The organism is Sulfuricurvum sp., from assembly GCF_041651515.1.
GTDB lineage: Bacteria > Campylobacterota > Campylobacteria > Campylobacterales > Sulfurimonadaceae > Sulfuricurvum.
Genome location: NZ_JBAZJF010000009.1, coordinates 50785 through 68398, shown reverse-complemented (window position 1 = coordinate 68398; position 17614 = coordinate 50785). Strand labels below are relative to the sequence as shown.

The 17614-nt window shown below is 42.0% G+C and carries 28 protein-coding genes; 15 read left to right on the top strand and 13 right to left on the bottom strand.

Going from position 1 to position 17614, the window contains the following annotated elements; genetic code table 11:
* Positions 1–149: 149 nt before the first annotated feature.
* The 4 genes from WC407_RS12995 to WC407_RS12980 all read right to left on the bottom strand — a co-directional run bounded on the left by WC407_RS12995 (position 150) and on the right by WC407_RS12980 (position 3620).
* Positions 150–737: a hypothetical protein gene (locus WC407_RS12995; RefSeq protein ID WP_373023101.1), complete on the bottom strand. Its 588-nt coding sequence runs from the start codon at positions 735–737 to the stop codon at positions 150–152.
* Positions 734–1057 carry a hypothetical protein gene (locus WC407_RS12990; RefSeq protein WP_373023100.1) on the bottom strand — a complete coding sequence of 108 codons (324 nt, stop codon included), beginning with the start codon at positions 1055–1057 and terminating at the stop codon, positions 734–736. The genes WC407_RS12995 and WC407_RS12990 overlap by 4 nt, the downstream gene beginning before the upstream one ends.
* The gene (locus WC407_RS12985) at positions 1054–1455 is read right to left on the bottom strand and encodes a hypothetical protein (protein WP_373023099.1); all 402 of its coding nucleotides are present in this window, start codon (positions 1453–1455) and stop codon (positions 1054–1056) included. Before WC407_RS12985 ends, WC407_RS12990 begins: the two co-directional genes overlap by 4 nt.
* Before the next feature lie 425 nt (positions 1456–1880).
* The gene (locus tag WC407_RS12980; protein ID WP_373023098.1) at positions 1881–3620 is read right to left on the bottom strand and encodes a helicase C-terminal domain-containing protein; all 1740 of its coding nucleotides are present in this window, start codon (positions 3618–3620) and stop codon (positions 1881–1883) included.
* A gap of 39 nt (positions 3621–3659) precedes the next feature.
* On the opposite strand from WC407_RS12980, the gene WC407_RS12975 reads away from it, so the two are divergent.
* The 10 genes from WC407_RS12975 (at position 3660) to WC407_RS12930 (ending at position 9108) form a co-directional block, all read left to right on the top strand.
* Complete coding sequence (locus WC407_RS12975) at positions 3660–4103, top strand: hypothetical protein (protein ID WP_373023097.1); 444 nt, start codon at positions 3660–3662, stop codon at positions 4101–4103.
* A gap of 124 nt (positions 4104–4227) precedes the next feature.
* The gene (locus tag WC407_RS12970; protein WP_373023095.1) at positions 4228–4872 is read left to right on the top strand and encodes a hypothetical protein; all 645 of its coding nucleotides are present in this window, start codon (positions 4228–4230) and stop codon (positions 4870–4872) included.
* A 357-nt stretch (positions 4873–5229) separates the two neighbouring features.
* Complete coding sequence (locus WC407_RS12965) at positions 5230–5730, top strand: tyrosine-type recombinase/integrase (RefSeq protein WP_373023094.1); 501 nt, start codon at positions 5230–5232, stop codon at positions 5728–5730.
* 25 nt (positions 5731–5755) lie between these two features.
* Positions 5756–6901: a hypothetical protein gene (locus tag WC407_RS12960; protein WP_373023093.1), complete on the top strand. Its 1146-nt coding sequence runs from the start codon at positions 5756–5758 to the stop codon at positions 6899–6901.
* Between the two features lie 230 nt (positions 6902–7131).
* A complete protein-coding gene (locus WC407_RS12955; RefSeq protein WP_373023092.1) occupies positions 7132–7287 on the top strand; it encodes a hypothetical protein in 156 nt (51 codons plus the stop codon).
* Positions 7284–7499: a DUF3310 domain-containing protein gene (locus WC407_RS12950; RefSeq protein ID WP_373023091.1), complete on the top strand. Its 216-nt coding sequence runs from the start codon at positions 7284–7286 to the stop codon at positions 7497–7499. The genes WC407_RS12955 and WC407_RS12950 overlap by 4 nt, the downstream gene beginning before the upstream one ends.
* 449 nt (positions 7500–7948) lie before the next feature.
* Positions 7949–8221: a hypothetical protein gene (locus WC407_RS12945; protein WP_373023090.1), complete on the top strand. Its 273-nt coding sequence runs from the start codon at positions 7949–7951 to the stop codon at positions 8219–8221.
* Entirely contained in the window at positions 8218–8448 is a 231-nt protein-coding gene (locus WC407_RS12940) for a hypothetical protein (RefSeq protein ID WP_373023089.1), read from the top strand. The genes WC407_RS12945 and WC407_RS12940 overlap by 4 nt, the downstream gene beginning before the upstream one ends.
* A gap of 154 nt (positions 8449–8602) precedes the next feature.
* Positions 8603–8842 (top strand): hypothetical protein, encoded by a 240-nt coding sequence (locus WC407_RS12935; RefSeq protein WP_373023088.1) that lies wholly within the window; start codon positions 8603–8605, stop codon positions 8840–8842.
* Positions 8839–9108 carry a hypothetical protein gene (locus WC407_RS12930; RefSeq protein WP_373023087.1) on the top strand — a complete coding sequence of 90 codons (270 nt, stop codon included), beginning with the start codon at positions 8839–8841 and terminating at the stop codon, positions 9106–9108. Before WC407_RS12935 ends, WC407_RS12930 begins: the two co-directional genes overlap by 4 nt.
* A gap of 189 nt (positions 9109–9297) precedes the next feature.
* Here WC407_RS12930 and WC407_RS12925 read toward each other — a convergent pair whose 3' ends face one another.
* Positions 9298–9798, bottom strand: a complete 501-nt coding sequence (locus tag WC407_RS12925; protein WP_373023086.1) for a hypothetical protein — start codon at positions 9796–9798, stop codon at positions 9298–9300.
* Positions 9799–9955: 157 nt separating this feature from the next.
* Here WC407_RS12925 and WC407_RS12920 point away from each other — a divergent pair, with 157 nt between their 5' ends.
* The gene (locus tag WC407_RS12920) at positions 9956–10078 is read left to right on the top strand and encodes a hypothetical protein (RefSeq protein WP_373023085.1); all 123 of its coding nucleotides are present in this window, start codon (positions 9956–9958) and stop codon (positions 10076–10078) included.
* Positions 10079–10132: 54 nt separating this feature from the next.
* Here WC407_RS12920 and WC407_RS12915 read toward each other — a convergent pair whose 3' ends face one another.
* The 4 genes from WC407_RS12915 to WC407_RS12900 form a co-directional block, all read right to left on the bottom strand.
* Entirely contained in the window at positions 10133–10615 is a 483-nt protein-coding gene (locus WC407_RS12915) for a hypothetical protein (protein WP_373023084.1), read from the bottom strand.
* Positions 10584–11807 (bottom strand): DUF5830 family protein, encoded by a 1224-nt coding sequence (locus WC407_RS12910; protein WP_373023083.1) that lies wholly within the window; start codon positions 11805–11807, stop codon positions 10584–10586. The genes WC407_RS12915 and WC407_RS12910 overlap by 32 nt, the downstream gene beginning before the upstream one ends.
* A gap of 2 nt (positions 11808–11809) precedes the next feature.
* The gene (locus WC407_RS12905) at positions 11810–12094 is read right to left on the bottom strand and encodes a hypothetical protein (RefSeq protein ID WP_373023082.1); all 285 of its coding nucleotides are present in this window, start codon (positions 12092–12094) and stop codon (positions 11810–11812) included.
* 147 nt (positions 12095–12241) lie between these two features.
* The gene (locus tag WC407_RS12900; RefSeq protein WP_373023081.1) at positions 12242–12451 is read right to left on the bottom strand and encodes a hypothetical protein; all 210 of its coding nucleotides are present in this window, start codon (positions 12449–12451) and stop codon (positions 12242–12244) included.
* Between the two features lie 89 nt (positions 12452–12540).
* Between WC407_RS12900 and WC407_RS12895 the strand changes: the two genes are divergently transcribed.
* A complete protein-coding gene (locus tag WC407_RS12895) occupies positions 12541–13101 on the top strand; it encodes a D-glycero-alpha-D-manno-heptose-1,7-bisphosphate 7-phosphatase (RefSeq protein ID WP_373023080.1) in 561 nt (186 codons plus the stop codon).
* Positions 13098–13355, top strand: a complete 258-nt coding sequence (locus WC407_RS12890; protein ID WP_373023079.1) for an Lrp/AsnC ligand binding domain-containing protein — start codon at positions 13098–13100, stop codon at positions 13353–13355. The genes WC407_RS12895 and WC407_RS12890 overlap by 4 nt, the downstream gene beginning before the upstream one ends.
* Before the next feature lie 227 nt (positions 13356–13582).
* Here WC407_RS12890 and WC407_RS12885 read toward each other — a convergent pair whose 3' ends face one another.
* Genes WC407_RS12885 through WC407_RS12870 form a run of 4 tightly spaced genes read right to left on the bottom strand, consistent with a single transcriptional unit; the run spans position 13583 to position 14910 of the window.
* Entirely contained in the window at positions 13583–13810 is a 228-nt protein-coding gene (locus WC407_RS12885) for a hypothetical protein (protein WP_373023078.1), read from the bottom strand.
* Between the two features lies 1 nt (position 13811).
* Complete coding sequence (locus tag WC407_RS12880) at positions 13812–14120, bottom strand: hypothetical protein (RefSeq protein WP_373023077.1); 309 nt, start codon at positions 14118–14120, stop codon at positions 13812–13814.
* Positions 14121–14128: 8 nt separating this feature from the next.
* Positions 14129–14575, bottom strand: a complete 447-nt coding sequence (locus tag WC407_RS12875; protein ID WP_373023076.1) for a hypothetical protein — start codon at positions 14573–14575, stop codon at positions 14129–14131.
* A 2-nt stretch (positions 14576–14577) separates the two neighbouring features.
* Positions 14578–14910, bottom strand: coding sequence for a hypothetical protein (locus WC407_RS12870; RefSeq protein ID WP_373023075.1), 333 nt, complete (start codon positions 14908–14910; stop codon positions 14578–14580).
* A gap of 444 nt (positions 14911–15354) precedes the next feature.
* Between WC407_RS12870 and WC407_RS12865 the strand changes: the two genes are divergently transcribed.
* Both WC407_RS12865 and WC407_RS12860 read left to right on the top strand, forming a co-directional pair.
* Positions 15355–16185: a hypothetical protein gene (locus tag WC407_RS12865; protein WP_373023074.1), complete on the top strand. Its 831-nt coding sequence runs from the start codon at positions 15355–15357 to the stop codon at positions 16183–16185.
* A gap of 1 nt (position 16186) precedes the next feature.
* Positions 16187–17605, top strand: a complete 1419-nt coding sequence (locus tag WC407_RS12860) for a methyltransferase domain-containing protein (protein ID WP_373023073.1) — start codon at positions 16187–16189, stop codon at positions 17603–17605.
* Positions 17606–17614 lie beyond the last annotated feature (9 nt).

Below are 17614 nucleotides of genomic sequence, written 5' to 3'. Positions count from 1 at the left end.
TTTAAGCCTTTCGCGGAATAACCTGCAAGACGGAAGAGGTTTAATCGATTCGGAATCCCAAGTTAGAAAATAACAACCACCACCACAAAATAACCGATTGTCGTCGTTGACTACAATATCTATCTCGACGATTAGTTTTTTGGTGATCTTCATTGCACCACATCCACGGAGGTTAATTGGAAAATTACCCACATATATCCAGTCCAGATCACCGTATAGGTAAAAATCGTATGATTCAATTTCTTATCACGTATCGCCGTTTTGTCAGGTTCACCAGAATAAACCAAGATGTCATAACGTGATACATCGAACTCACAGGAATTTTCATACTTCTGGATTGCACCGATAATTAATTGTTCTTCGAAGTCGGCACGTTGCATTGATAATTCTCGGGCAACTTCGTCAAATATCTTTTTTATTATGGGTTTGGAATAAAAAGAATCTATTTGACCAGATATTTTACCACATAGTTCGACATGCGCAGAAAAAACTATTCCGACACCCCAAAAATCGTCATGTCGTCGTTGCACGCCGAACTGTTCGGCAAAAGATTCCTGATTATAAGGATTGCGTGATATCTCATATATCGATGCTATACGTTCACGATAATATAGCCTCGCGGAATCGATTTGCCTTTCGGTGATATGTATCTTTGGGACAAGACATCCACGGGCAGATTTGCCCTTTGAACACATCGAACGACGCGGGCATTTTTTGCATTTTTTTAATGTCTTCATTTCTTAGCCTTCTTTCTGCATTCGTCATGCATTATCTGGTGATCTGGCTTGGGAAAGCCGCATTTGGGGCAAGGTGATAAATCTTCGAAGTATCGAACACCCATATCCACAGACCTTGCGTATCGTATCTTTTCTTTCCAAGATTCGTCAAGATAAGCGTTAACATTCATAAAACAAAGTAAGGTATGTTCTGGGTCAAACTCGGTAATTTTAATTGCGTCGTCTTCGCCGTTTATTACATTTGAACGGTAGAACTCAAGGTCGATGAACGTTTTGGATAACTCGGGAAACATTCTCATCCCGAAAAATATAACATTCATTTTATCACCAGTTCAACACCTGGATATGTTTGATTGCTACCTAATTTCGAAGGCAGGGGAACCTCACGAACGATACCTAAAGACAAGAGAGATTTTAATGCGACATCGAAATAATCCACCTTGTCGTAAACTACCTTTTCAAGACCTTCAAGAACGAGCGGGCGATCATGAAGCGCAATTATTATCTCAAGCATGTCGAAGGTGATTTCGGTGTCACCATACAAATTAGGTGGATAATAAATGTTAACGTCTTTTGATTGTTTGAGAAATCCTTCAGAAACCAAGGTGTTTACGGCATTAACCACAGTTGCACGGTGAATTAAATTTGGATATTTTTCACCAAAATCGTGGAATATCGTGTTCATCTTCCGAGGTAATTTATCTTCAAAGATTTTCATTATGAAATATTTGGTAGAAGTTCGGTACTTCATAAAAAGTTTCTCGAGGCGATCACAATTCGGGCACTTTTCTTGTATGATTTCATTATTCTTTGGCATAGTTATCGGACGTAAATTGTTATAGGAATATAAAAAGATTTTCTATTTTGATAAAAATAAAAAAAGATTCATCAAAATACTTTAAATCGACGTAGGAAATAAAAAAATATTTTTTTATGTGTGCAACGTCAGAAGACGGATACAAGTGTGTTCTTTTCGCTTATATGCTATATGCGTATAGACGTAAGTTAGTTAACGCTTTTACTAATAGATTAGTCTATAATATATATATATATTAATTAATATATTTATTATATTATTATATTAATGTCCCGTGATGTGTAGGCGCAGACTTGCGTGATGCACATAAAATAATATTTTTTTACTCAAAGTTTTATGGACGAACGGTTGTAGGATAAAAACATGTCTTCATTTTCGCCAAAAAACTTCTTGAAACGATTATCGAGAATGTAGATCGTCCCAATGTCGGTGGGGGTACGAATGATACGACCAAAGGACTGTTGGATTGCGGTGGCTACTTGCAAGTCATACCAATGCCTGCAATTGTGGCAATAAACGGCTTTTTGGCAACTACCAAATTCATCGATGGAAGGATTACAGGAGGAGTGGACGTTTTCGAGGTGGGTATTTTGCTCGAGGAGGAGGCGGGAATGGATTTGTTTGTCCATAGGAGGTGGGTAGGGAAGATTTACATAGATTAGGAACTCGGCAATGCGGTCATGAAAGTCTAAGCCTTCAAATCGGGTAGTTATGAAGACTTGAGGAAGGGTCTGGTGGGATAAAAATGAATCGATTGCTTCGGAAAAATCGTCGCTTTTGTGGGTGATCAGGAGGTCGGGATTGTGGAGGTGAGTTAATGCATTGTAGATGGTGGAACGGATTTGGTGGGAGCCACAAATGATTACACCGCGCTGGTCTTTATGGGACTGGATTATACGGAGGCAGGTGTCGATTATTTTGGGGAGGGTTTTCTCACGGCGCTTGAAGGACATAGAACCTTGGGGAAGGTAAATGATGGAACGGTTTTCTGGTGGGAAGGATGTTACCGTTTTATTAATATAAAGCACCTCATTTGGTGGAATTCCTAATTCATCAAGACGGTCATTTATGGACAAAAATGTGCCGGACATAAAGAGGGTTTTTTCGGATACTTTGTCAAGGATTGGCTTGGCGATGGCGCTTGCCTTGATTGGGCGGAATTGGGTGTAATATTTACCGGAATGACGTGCTTGGGCTACATCGACGACAACATTTTTAGCTTCACGGAGGAGAAATTGGAGGGATTTTACCTTTTCGTTTAGGTCATAGAATCGTTCCATTGTGCGGTGATCTTGCTGTTCATACGCAAGTTCCAGTTTGGTAAAAAGGGTGGAATAGATGTGGTCAATCTCGTTTTTCCAGAAGGTGGGGTCGTCATATAATGGATAGGAAATACCTGGAAAGAGGTCTTCATAATCGGACTGGGTGATGGAGGTTGAGTGGAAGGATAGGTAAAAGGATTCTAATTTGTGGGCTTCATCACGAATGGAAAGGGAACGGGTGGTGAATGCTTCGCCACCGACTGCGTGGTCGATGTATGCGGGTGTAGAAACGACGGAGGGGAATCCGGAGGCACGGGAACGCTGGATGAGGTAGGGGCAAATTTTGGATGCTTCGCAGTGGAATCGTGGGTTGGTTACGCAAGGAGCCCGGTCGCAGGTGCGATTTCGGAATTTGTGGTGGGCACAGAAGAAATTGCGGCGTCCCTTAACTTCGCGGAGGAAAGGGAAATCACGGAGGTACTGGGCAGTTAAGCCAAGATCGGGGGAAAGAAGGTAGTAGGATTGCTTCATTTCGTGGACGAGGTATTCGGCAAGTGTGGTCGCAATGACGGACTTTCCGTCACCGACAGGTAGTTGGAGGAAAATGTACCGGAAACGGGGCGAGGTTAATGCGTCACGGAGGACACCGATAATTTCGGCTTGATATGGGCGAGGTTTTTCTTTTGGGAAATATTGCTTACATAGGGCGAAGGAGGCTAATGCGGACTCGGTATCAAAAGATGCCGAAGGCAGGATTAACTTTGTTACTGGCATAATTATCGGAAATGCATCAAGATAGGACATTATAAAAGTTTTATATAACCATAAGGGAATTGTGATGGTATGAACGCATTAAAATTATTGATTGGAATATCGGTGTGCTCTATCGTTGTCTTTATGCTGGTGGGCGCTTGGTCGCTTGTCACCCATTACGAAGGATTGAATGACGAAAAGAAGACGTATGAAGATGTATCGGAAAATATGACACAAAAGGACGAAAGGGAAAACGATGTGAATATAACGTTTGGAAAGGCAGAATTTACGGGATGCTGGAATGGTAGTAATACTTGGTTGGTGGAAATGAGGGCAGAGGAAAACATTTGGGAGGTACAGGTAAGGGGATTCAATTTTTCGGAAGAAAGGGCAGAATATTTGGGTAACGGGATTATTGTCATCGAAATGCCTAAGGTGGATGGGCAATATATCTACGAGGCAAAAATTGTGGTGGGATATAAGAGGACGGAAAATCACACGGCTATTTTTAATATACGTTGCGAAGAGGCTTAGTATAACAAAAGTTTATCTGTCTATTACAACCCTTTACATGTCGCTAACAAGGAACTCTATTACAATATTTTACATGTCGATAACGGCTTTATACATATGTAAATACCGATAGAAAGTTTTTTAAATGCAAATCCATATTATGAAAAATATGGTAGAACGAAGCCTGGCGGACGACATGCCGACGTCTCACAAACCAACCACCGTGGAAATCCACGGGTTTGAAGATGACGTTATACGCATGTGGGTTGTGGAAGGTCATAGTGTGTATTATATTGCAAGCGAACTAACGAAAAGGATGCCAGTAGGTGGGCAAATAAATTCCGGTCACGTTAAACGTTTTCTTGAAAGCCTCCCGCCAGATCGTTTGAAGGCATTGGTGGCTGCCCGTCAAGAGCATCTTATTGCTAAGTATAAAGAATTCGAAGAACAAGGCATTAACATCCGCCAAGAAGCAATGCAAGACTTAAAGAAATTAATATCGAAGGAGGTCGATGAAGGAAGAACGTTCACGGTCGCAACGTATAAGGGCGACATAACGCAAGAAGAAACACAACTAACCGCCAAAGATAAACAACAAGTTGCTAACGTTATAGAGAAGATCATCAAGATACAAGAATCAGGCGAAAAGGTGTTGAACGTGGGCGGTAAGGATGGCAAAACGCCTGGTGTTAACGTCAACATCAAGATAGATTTAGTGGCGCAAGTTAGAGAAAAGATGCAAAGGAAAAAAAAGGTAATAGACATAGAGGCGCATGAAGTAAAAGGATAACCTACAACAAGGTCGATATATTCTTTTTATTATAATGTTATCTTTGTTGTGTGTTGGTGTTCTTAAGGAAGCCTGTATATAAATATAACGTCATCCTTATGACACTAAATAACAGATGTGATGACACTCTAAGCACAACGACAACAACGACGACACGGTGATCACCCGTCGGCGGCGGAAATTTTCCCAAAAAGAATTCTTTTTTCCTGTGGCGGTCGGCCGTGGAAGATGGGAATGTGAGATGCATTTCTCTTCCCAAAAACCAGAAAACTGATAACTCTTCCATTTTCCGGAAAGTTCCAGCAGGTTACCAAAATCCAAAACTGTTATATACTTATCAGAATAATAATGTCATCTATGAACGCCTTAACCGATGAACAACTTAACCAAGTTCTTGATAGTGCCAAACATCACCGTGACCATTTGATCTTACGTCTTGCAATCGATACTGGTATGCGAGTGGGTGAAATATCTGCACTCAACGTTGAAGACATATCACCAGATTGTTCCGATATTCGTGTTTCTTCCTCAAAATACCATCCTGAAGGTCGGACAATACCCATTTATTCCAGATCATTGAAACGTATTTTATCCCATCATATATCTGGTAAAGACCCGAAAAGTCCTTTAATTTCTTCCAACAAATCTGACCGTATGTCTAAACGGCAAATGCAACGTATCTATACCGACATTGCAATCTCTTTAAACTTACCCAAAGAAAAGAGGCACATCCACGTCCTCCGACATTCCTATATCCGTCGTATGATGGAAGATTCCCGCACCATTAATTTACCTGAAAATTTGGGTCACACAGACTTCCACGGATTATCCCATTACGTTGATGAGCATAAAGTATAAATTTCCAAACCCACATTCCCACTTTATGCGCTTTATAGGTAAAAAGTCCGCTTCCTTCCCTCTTTGCTATCCGTCCATCATCTTTATCGGTGACAATGACAAGGCGTCCACCAATATCCTTGATGTCGCTCGTTCCCTCCCTTCCTTGACCTTCGACGAACATTACCTGAATCCCAACTATAAGCGACGCAACTATATCGAAACGCCCTTCCGAGAAATCCGTCTCGCTTCGCCTGCCGAGAAAATCCTCCTGACCTCTCCCTCCCACCTCCACATCTTGCAAGATAAGACACCCACCGTTAATTCATTAGATGACTATTGCGACGAACTAATAGGTGCCTTAGACCGTTTTTTCAGTTTTGTTCTTTCGTCTAAAAACCATTACCTCGTATTTCATTCCAGTGGGTATGACTCACGCATTAATTCTTTGATGCTTCGTAAATTCAAGAAAGATTTACCTCATATCCATTTCCGATGCCACGAGCCAGAAGAAAAACTTTTTAACCTGATAATGGAAAAACAAGGTTGGTCTCCTTCATTCTATTCCACCTTTCCAATGCCTTCCTTAAACCCATATGACCTCGGTCATAAAGATCGCCCTCTAAACGGCTTCTATACGTGGTTTGGTCAGATGAATTTCTGGCGTGATCTTGTCCCATACCATCTTGAACGTGATTATACCGTAATCTCCGGTTCCTACGGCGGTGAAATATTCGATTATCCATCCCGCAATTATCCCAACTACAAAAACTTCCATTATTGTGATAACATTCCCATCAATCGCTGGCTCCAATATTGCCCACTCAAAGGTGAATGGACTGCCCAGTGGTATAATCAATTTCAAGACGTTATTTACCCATTCACATCCTACGCCTACCTTTCCGTCGTTGCCGAGTGCAACGATTCTTTCCTAAAAATTGGCAAATATGCCGACCTTGTCCGTGAGACAATCGTTCGACATCTTGACCCATCCCTTTTCGACATTACCCCTCCCGTCCTCCATAAATATACAATCGACCTTGGCGATGTCGAAACCTCCCGTATCACCTCCTCTTTCCTTGCCTCTAAATTCTATAAGCGATACGCCGATAAGATACCGTCCTTCAACTTGACCTCCGAACACAATAAGAATCTTTGGGGCTTCATGACAGTATACGACGCAATCTTTTAAATAATCCTAAAACGATTTCACTTTATGCGCCCGCTAACATCGTTAATAGTCTACGAGTATATCCGCAATTCTGGACCCGTTTCACGACCAGAAATCTTGAAAGCGACCGGAATTTCCTACCCTGCCCTGTCCTCAAACATTAACACGTTGCGAAATATGGGTGCCATAACCGGCGGAAAAACTCTTGTCGCAGCTTCCAACTGGCACCTAAAACACCTGAAGGTGAAAGAGTGACAGAAAAAAAAATATCATTCACAATTTTAGAATTGCAGGTTATACGTGCTGAATTGGATGATCGTATGGGAATTGGAACAGCGAACTATCCTAAAAAAGAACAAGCTGCATTATATTCTGCATACAAGAAAATATCGGAGGCATTGGGATGACCGACAACAAAGTTAACCACCCGTCGCATTATAATTCCGGTAAATTCGAAGTCATCGACGTTATTGAAGATTGGGCTTTAAACTTTCATTTGGGCAATGTTGTTAAATATATTGCCCGATCTGGCAAAAAAGGTGATGCAATAGAAGATTTGAAAAAGGCAAAATGGTATCTCGAACGTGAGATTTCCCGCCAAGAAAAGGTGAAAAAATGATCGTCCGTTGCCCTTCTTTTCGCCCATCCTGCCTCGGTTGTTCCCACGCCGACGATCACGAACAAAAGCCATCCTGCACCAATTCCCAGAATACCTGCTGCCCATCCTGTGTCGATGTCGATAAGACCAAAACTTTGCACGATTCGGCGGTGTGCTAATGCCTTCCAAGGATTACTTAGTTGGTAAAATGTCATCTGGCAGGTTCATCCTTACCTTAGTAGCCGGCGCCGTCTTCATATATTGCGCCGTTACCAACACTCTTTCTGGCGAAATTGCGACCATCATCACGATGGTATTTACCTTATATTTCACCCGTGATAGAAAGGAGGAATCTTGATGCAATATACGACCTGTCGGCGTTGCTGGAAGCCCATCCCCATCCGAGATGGAATACCCATAAATAAGAAATTAGGTCTTTGTGATGATTGCAAAAGTGGAAAGGTGAAGTAATGCCATCCGCTCATGAACTATTGACGCAAATGGAAGCCACGATGAACACGATAAACTATCTTATTGCCCGATTGCAAGAAGAAAAGAAGGCTAACGAGATATACCAGAAGTATTGTCAAATCTTAGGCGGCGACATTAACGGGTATAATCAAGTTCGTGCCGAGGTTGAGGCTGCCGAAATCGCCGCCCAGAAAGCCGCGCAAGAAGCCGTTCTCAAAATGTTAGATCAACATAAGTCCAATCTTGTTGATGCTCGGGGGCAAAAGTTATGAAAATAGATAAAGCGACCATATCTGAGCACCAGATACACAAAAATCCCAATGATGTTCTGTATAAGCACATAATCAAGGTCGAATTTTTCGCCACCGAAGCCTCCTTACCAGAATTATCCGACATCGTTCAAGACGGCAAGATGATCGACATTTCCATCCTAATATCTGGTGATAAAATCGTCGAAGTTGCCATCCTTCCCAAAAAGAAACGAGGTAAAAAAGAATGAGAAACATCCTATGCATCTTGGGTTTCCACTGCTGGCATCATCACGGTCGGAAATATTACGACGAGATGGAAATAATGTGGTGCAATCGTATCAAGCCCGTCACCGTCCAGAAATACAAATGTTGCCGATGTTCCAAGGAAAAGAAGGTGATAAAATGACGATACATATACATATAGACCGAGTACTTACAGAATATACCGTAAAAGAGGGCGAACAACTCATAGGCATGATTGAGCAAACCCTAAAAAATGGATATCTTCAATGGGTATTTATGCCGATGCAATCGAAGCCCACCACAATAATACAACTAACACAATTCGACATACAACTCATAGACGAGAAAATAACCGAACTAAACAAAAGAGACCATTTGCCCGAGAAGGTGAAATCATGACCGATATGGAAGATTTTGTCAATCAGCAGGTTAAAGATATGAAAATACAAAAATCGACGCCGAAGGATTGTGCCGATTATGCCAATCTTGCCGATTTTCGTTTGAAGAAATTGGGTATAGAACATCGTTCTATCTTAATCTTAGAAGCACCTAAGAAGACCGACGACCCCAAAAAGGATACTCATTGCGTTGTCGTCGTCGATTTGACTGACCAGATCACCAACTTGAAAGGCTGGAAAATCACCAAGATCGTCAAGAAGGAATAGATATGCGACAATATTGCCAGTTCTGCGGGCGACCAATATCGGTAAAATCAGACCGTAAGGCAATGAAGAAAGAGGACCCAACAACCGGAAAAATCCTTTGGTCTCATAAGCGTTGTTTGAATCACGCCAAGCGCAACTTGGGAAAACACCGACCACATAACTAAAAACTTTTATATCCATAACTTGTTGTCATTTTGTCTTTGTGCTTTCGAGTGCAGAGCCCAAAACAATCCCTAAAAGCAAAAACCAGGTGCCCGATGTGAACATCCCATCCCGTCGGGCGCCACATTTTTTAGGTGATAATATGACAAGCGACAAAGAAAACTTATCCAAGGCGTTGCGATACCTCCGCGCATCGTATAAGCAATTAACAAGATCATCCGACCGCGCGGTCATTTCCAATTCTATAAGAATGGTAACGAGAGTCAAGGAGCGGATATAATGAAGTTCGACATAAAGAAAATATCGAATCTGGAGCCCAACAAAATCTACCTTATTGAGTTCAAGGATGATCTTACTGATATTGCGATAAAAGAACTCACGAAGCAACTCGAAAGGGCTACCGAGATGTTTGGGTGCAAGTTCGTTATTTTGCCCGCAAAAACGGCGGGAGTCATCGAAGCAACGACGCAAGAAAAGCCTGCCGACAATCGGGTGGAATGTATGCGTTGCAAACAAATAGTATGCCACCCAAATCGCAAGTATAACATATGTCTCGATTGCATTTATGAGGAACTTATATCGCTTGCGGGTATGTCGTAGGTGATCTTCCTTGAAGCGTCGAATTCTTGAACTAAGGGCTATAAACTTTAATTCGATAAGCGTCAATAAGACGCAAGGCGACCTTGTGGAATTGAACGTATCATTTAAAGCGATTGTATCACAAAAAGAAGCCAAGAATCTTGATACTTTAATGCAACATCCTTTTGAAAAGGGTAAAACAAATCTTGTTATCTTAGAACATGATTAAAAAAAAAATAGACGACGAAGTGGAAGTGGTTTGCTTCGTCGTCTTGATAAGCGTTTATAGTTCGTCGTTATCGGCATCACAATCGAAGCATTCGCCACAATCGCAGGAACGAAGATGCCCATTAAGTCTATACTTCTTAGTGTAATCTTTCGCTTCTTTCGGGCAGTCCTTGGGAACGCTTGACCATGTGCATGGGGTGTTAGTTATCTTGCAATGCGTCTTCCCCTTTTCGTCCTTTTCTATACCTTGATGTATGCACGTTTCGTTCTCTTTCGTCGCAAGTTCTTCGGCTTCCCTTAGAAAGTCATTCAAGAAGTCGGTGATCACCGCTTCATGCTTCGTCCTGAAATGTTCGAGAAATTCGCTTCGTGGCATTGCTTCGTTGCATTGCAGGCATCTGATATATTCTTTGGGGTTGCAATCTTCTTTCTCTTCAGGATATTGGTCCTCGCCATAATTTCCAGTTATGTGTTTGTCCAAAGATTGTTTCATTCTACCGTCCATTTTAATTCCCTCCTGTCTTAAACTTTGCTTCATAATTTTTCTTTTCGATTTCTTCTTTTTGCTTCTTTGCCTCAAAGTCGGCTTTCATCTTGTCCGCCATCTTCGTTGCACGTTCTATTTCCTTGTTGACCTTTGCATTAAGCGTTTTTACTTCGTCATCACTCATTGGGTCAGGTTCGACCTTGCCAAAGTCAGGCATTAAGTATCCGATTTCAATCAGGACTTTTATATCGTTTATTGCGCTTTTGAATTTCCACGTGGTAGACTTATCGCTTCCGATTATGCAATCGGCAATCCACTTCATGTGTTTTTCGCAGGTGATTTCTTGTATGCAAGCGCAAGGCGTTCCGCATTTCTTCATTTCGGCAACTTCTTGAACTATCTTGATATCCTTGAAGTTTATTGGTCTTGCAACCAGCCAATCGCATACGTTGAAATGTTCGGGTGGTTTTGCTTCGAACTTTGGGGCTTTGAACTTCGTTCCACAGGTCTTGCATCCGCAATTTTTAACCGCTTCGATTCTTCCAAAAGTTGGGTGTTCGACGCAAGACGACATGAATTCCGAGCATTTGGAATGTTCTTTGCAGAATTCTATTATGTTCGTTTCGTTGAATTTCGCCCTTTCGCGGAAGTGGTATGTTTCTTTCGTCTTCTTGTATTGTGATTCGGTGATGTATGGGCAAGACCTGTTTATCCCGTCGCTTATGACAAATACGTGGTTCTTTTCGTCGTCATCAAGCGCATTATAATACCTGACAAATTCCCTTTTGACCGCCGAGGCTTTCCTTCTTGCAAGCGTATCACGTATTGCCTTTCCAGCGGCTACTTGGGCAAGTTCGCCTATCGTTGTGCCCGTTATTACGTCGATGCATTCGGAGCCGATTGCACCATATTTCCCGTCGTTCATCTTCGCCCAATAGTGGTGATGTATATGCGCCCCACATATCATGCAGTGGAAATATCCCTGTTTTGCGTATTCTTGGATTACGCCGATATACATATCGGTACCTGCAATCATTCCGTGCTCGATTGCGGCTTTTCCTTTGTTGTATATTTCATCATCCGAGAGGTAGTTGTAAACTATGGACCCGACGATCTTGCCATGTGCTTCGACGAATGCATTAACGCGGAGGTTCCAGTTTTCGCCTACGACGTTTCCACCTTCAGTTATTTCTTGCGTCGGGTCGCTTGCAACGGCTTCCTTTATCGTTGCTTCGTTGATCACGATTATGCCTCCACAAAAATCGGGCTTACAAGCGAGTGGCAGGCGTCGCATTCTCGGGAAGAATCCCCCCATGTGCACCCGCATTCGGGGCAAACTTCTTTAACCATTCCGAGTTTCTTAGCGATTGTCCAGCATTCCCAGCAAAGAACACGCTCGTCTCTGGACTTCTTGCGTTCTTCAAGCATAGCCTTTACCTGTTGTTCCATCATCCACTTGCCCACAATTCCGCACTCTTTCAGGTGCTTCTTTTCCTTCTTGTTGAGTTTCTTGTTTCCGAATGTTGTCATTTGACCACTTCCATCATATAGTATAAACAAACCTATATATAAACTCTTTGTAGTTCCGACGCTGGAACTACATAGAAAACGACAAGCGACAAAATCACTTGGTGCACGGATTACAATCCAAGCTCAATCCAAGGAACTTGGTTCCCTTTATATACTCGCTTCGTCAGGTTCAACGTATGCGACCAGATCACCCGATTCTTCTGCTTCTTTGATTTCTTCATGCGTCAATGCTTCAAAGTCGGCATTGCCATCTATCTTCCTTAAGATGATACCAGTCTCGTCGATGACTTTGACGACATACAAATTACCCTTAAAGGAAACGTTGTCCCCTTTCTTTGAGAACGATGTGTATGCCATAAGCGCAACATCGATTTATCTTTATTTAAATTTTAATATCGGTGACCTTGCATACAAGTTTATTTATTCGTTTTGAAATAAGTTCTTTGATGCAACAAGCCATATTTTTAGACCGAGACGGAACGATAACGCAAGACGACGGGCATACCTACAAAATAGAAGACTTGAAATTTTTGCCTGGCGCAAAGGCTGCCATAAAGTTCGCCCACGATATGGGCTTTTTGGTGATCGTCGTATCGAATCAATCTGGTGTAGGTCGCGGATACTACACCATCGAAGACGTTTTAAAATTTGAGAACGCAATGCAAGAAGAACTTAAGGAATATGGCACCACAATCGATAAGTTCTATTATTGTTTTCACGATACGGCTATTGCCTGCGCATGTAGAAAACCAAAGCCGTATTTACTCAACGAAGCAAAAAAATACCTACTCATAGATATGCAGAAATCTTTTATGATAGGCGATACTATTTCTGACCTTCGATCTGGACATTCTGCTGGTTGCAGGACTATCCTCGTCCGCACGGGATGTGGTAGCGAAGTTGCAGAAGATGCCTTGAATCTTCATTTTCCGGTTATTGTAGTTGATAACATCTTTATGGCGATTCGAAAGATTGAAATAATAACGAAGACATATAATCACCCATGACAGTTATTGGGTTCGTCTTGATAAAGGTGAAAACGGAAAAGGAATATTTCGTCTTCAATGCGTTAAAATCAGAAAATAAAATTGATGAATGTTATCCTATATTTTCAGAATTTGACTTTCTTGCCAAGATCACCGCCAAAGATATGCAAGAACTTCAGCAAATCGTGATAGATAACATACGAACGATAGATGGCATTGTCGATACGAAGACGCTCATGGGGATATGTTATGATAGAATTAAAAAAGACCGATAAAAAGTTCCCAGATGTGGGCGAATGGACTTATTGGACAAATGCATACGGTAAAAAGTCTACCGTTGTTAGGTGTGGTTGTTGCAACAAAATCGAGACGATAGATGATCATACAATTTCCCCAGATGGAACGGTGTCGCCATCTGTTGTATGCGCTTATGCAGAAGAAGGTTGTCCGTGGCACGTTTATTTAAGACTATTGGGATTTTGAGAAAAAAAATACGCCCCGATTATGAAAACAATTCATCGACGGGGCGCATCTCGGCTTTTTGCATCAAATCTTGGTCTATCGGCACTTTGAGGGCATACAATGCTTCTATCAACTTGCAAAAGTTCTGGTGGTCCTTTTCGTTGAATTCGTTTAAGTTCTTAGCACCGCATTCCTCGAGTTTCTTTTGTGCATCTTTCGCCTGATTTAACCAAGCCTCGTATGTTTTGACAATCATCGCCGTTCCCATTTTACTCACCTGTTATGTCGTTCAGTTCCTCTTCGATCTGGCACATGCGCTTTTCGATTTCTTTTTGTTGTGCTTCGGTCTTTCCGGATTTCTCGTGCATCAACAAATCGTACTCGTCTTCCAGTTCTTTCTTCTTTGTTGCGTTGTTGTTTAGTTCGTCGGCGGGTACGGCGTTGTCAATGATTCTCTTGCACAAAGAAATTATATTTTCTCTTGCGCTTAGTTCGTCTTTGCTCATGTCGTCGTCGTTGATATGTTCTTCGACATCCCGAAGGTCGTGGTATGTGTTTTGCATCCTGCAGTAAGACATGTTTCCCATTATGATTCCTCCTTTTCGTCCTTTGCGTCCTCTTCGTCTTCGTTGTTCGCACAATCGAAGCATACACCGTTTTTGGACTCCTCGTAGGTCATCGGTGCGCCACAATCGTTGCAATGTAGTTCGGTCATGTCGTCGGGTTTAGGTGCTTCGTTTGTCTTCTTGTCGTTCTTCATTCGCTCTTCCTCTTCGTCGATGCGCTTGTCCTCTTCGGCGATTGCGTTGTTATATTCCTCTTCGCCTTCGTCGTCTTCGTCCTCTTCGTCATCGTTGAACTCGGCGAACGATTCAAGAAGATAAAGCATGTCGTCGCCGTCGTCCTTGTCCTTCTTTGCTCGCTTGAATGCATCAATCAAATCGAGCACGTCGATGGTCACTGTTCCCCTTTCCGTCGTAACCTTGACTTTGACGGAGCCCCCAAAGCTGTCTATCCACTCGTATTCGAACATGTTTAGTCCACCGTGTTGTAGTATGTCGCTTTTCCGTCCCATAACTTGAACGAACCCATGCGCTTCGATGAATCGTTATCTATGACGTGGGCGCAGTACGGGTATTGTCCGCGCAGGCGATCTTCCCGAACGTTCATGCGGAATTCTTTGCCCACGAATTCGTTGGGCAAGGCGATTTCTTCGCCCGAATATCCGCCGCCTGTCAACTTCTTGCTCTTTATCATCTTGCAAGTGACGGTTTTTCCAGTCTTCGATACGGCAACGATTTGTAGGAAATCGTTGTGCGTCATGTCATATCCCCAGCTTGTTTCGTATATTTCTCCGATTGCTACCATTTTATATTCCTCCGTTTGAAAAGGCGATTATGTTGTCGATCTTGAAGAGCATTTCCCAGAGCCCGTCGTTCGTCGCAATCGCTTCGAACATTGCCGATATTTTGTTTGTCGCTTGCATTTGTCCACTTCCATTGTATAGATAATCACAATACCAGTATATATACTCTTTGTAGCCCAACGTGCGGAACTACAATATCCAGCAGATTGGAAACCTTAAAATGAAGCATCCAGTTCCAAGCGTCATCCAAGGAATCGATTAAAAATTGAGGCGGGTACGCATTGGCATACATACCCGCCGCGGCACGGATTTGAAAGAGGGTTTTAATGGAAGAGATATGACCAAGATAGCCGTGCCATAGTCATACAACGACATCAAGTTATTTAGTTTTTTGCGTCGTTCAACCGAAAGAAAGATTTTTATTAACATACTTTGATTTTGACGTTATGCAAAAAATAGGAAACAACGTTCGCATATCGCCCACGGCAAAGATTAATTGTAAGAATTTAATTATCGGCGATAATTGCGAAATTCGGGACGGCGTTGACATAGAAGTTACCGAAAGATTTGAAATTGGGAAAAATTCTATCATCGGAAAAGATACGATAATCCACGGTCGGGATATCCAGATCGGGCGAGAGTTCTATTCGAATCATCACGCAGAGATTGGTGGTGGTTCCTGTCAAGAAACATTATCATCCTTGAAAATAGGTTATTGGTTCCATATGGGCAGTTATTCGATGATAAATACCGCCCGACAAGTGATAATAGGCAACGAAGTAGGTATTGGTCGTTTCACTAACATTTATACCCACGGAGCCTATTTGTCTTGCATCGAAGGCTTTCCTGTCAAGTTCGCACCTGTCAGGATAGGAAACAAAGTATGGATTCCAAATGCGACGGTAATGCCGGGCGTCACCATTGGAAACAATGTCGTTATCGGTGCAAATTCTTTGGTAACAAGAGACGTTCCAAATAATTGCATTGCGCTTGGTATTCCTGCACGCCCCAAGGATTTCTTATCACAAAAATTACCACGTATCGAAGTCAAAGAGCAGGAAAAAATGATTGAAGAAATCTTAGGCGAACTTAATACAATCTGGTCAAAGATTGACGATTTAACTTATAGAATCGATAACGCTTATTTCCATTTTGATTTAATGGTGATCGAAGGCGAAGTTACTAAAATTTCCGAGAAGGCAAGAAATCTATTGCGAAGACACGGCATCAGATTCGCAGTAGATACCGAATCCGGAAAATATACAATGTGGGGTTAATATGTATCAAGATAAAGAATATTGGGAAAACCGAGCGAAGGAATATATTGCAAAACACCCAAAGGAAATATCTGAATCTATCATCGCTCATGGTGATCTTCTTGCGGGCATCTTGCAACAAATCAAGTTTAACACTGTCATCGATGGAGGATGCGGTGTCGGAGATTATTTTAGAATCTTCGCAGGAAAGAAATTGATGGGCATAGAACTATCGTCCGAGTTGGCGCAAGAATGCAAGAACAGATATCCAAACGTGCCAGTTAGAGTAGATTCCTTAACGAACATGAAAAGATTTCTAAAACCTAACCAGTTCGATTTGTTCTTTTGCAATACCGTTCTCGAACATGTCAACGACCTAAATATTGAGGTCGTTATCAAGCAAATCACCGAATTATTTAAATTCGCGGTGATCACCGAACCAGTAGGATGTGAAAAGACAGACGAGCATTGCTTTATGCATGATTACGTTGCATTGTTCAAGAAATTTGGATGGCGCTTGTATGATGACCTCGAGGTGGCAAGTCCGTGCCACGTTTATACTTTCACGAAGAACAATATTTTAATCTCATACTCGTGGTGCGACGGCTTTGCCGAAGATATGGGTAGAATGACTGGGATGTTGGCGAAACGTTATGATCTGGACGCCGTTCGTCTATTGAAACAACACTCAAAAGTTCTAATCTGGCCGCCAGTGGATTATCCAGTTAGATACATCTTTAAAACCCTCCGTGAAAATAATATCAAATGCACACCGTATTATTATTTCACAGGCACCGAAGTTCGTTACCTCGAGGAAGGTAAATATAATATCAAGGAATATCCTATGACGCCTCGGGTGATATGCGAATATTCGGCAATGGAAGAACGCTTGATAAAATTAGGCTTCAAGGATATTCATATCTTGCCAAACACCTTTAGATTCTTTGACGCACCGATGCCAGACGAATTCACTGTAGGAATTTATATTCGAAATGATAACATTTGTCCAACGGATAAATTACATGCGATTATATCTGGTTGTCCGAAAGTTAAATTTTTAATCTACGGTCTACCAGTAGATGTTGCGAACTTTTCAAAAGTAGAACACCCGAACGCAACGTATCTCGGAGGAATGTGGTCGGATATGAAGACGATTATGCCACAGGTCTCAACGTTGCTAAGATTGACGCATACGGACGGATTGTCGATAAGTGTTCTCGAATACTTGAGCGCAGGAAAACAGGTGATCTGGAATCATAAGATGGATGAATGCGTCGAGTATGTCAATTGCCTAAACGAGGTCGACCATATAATAATGTGCATTCAAGATATGAAGAAAGGATACTCGGGCGACATCGACGAAGACGCAAAGGTAAAAACAAGATTCGAGTATGGTTTGAGAAGATTCCTGCAACGTCTAAACAAGATCATCGACGAATAGAGGCGATTT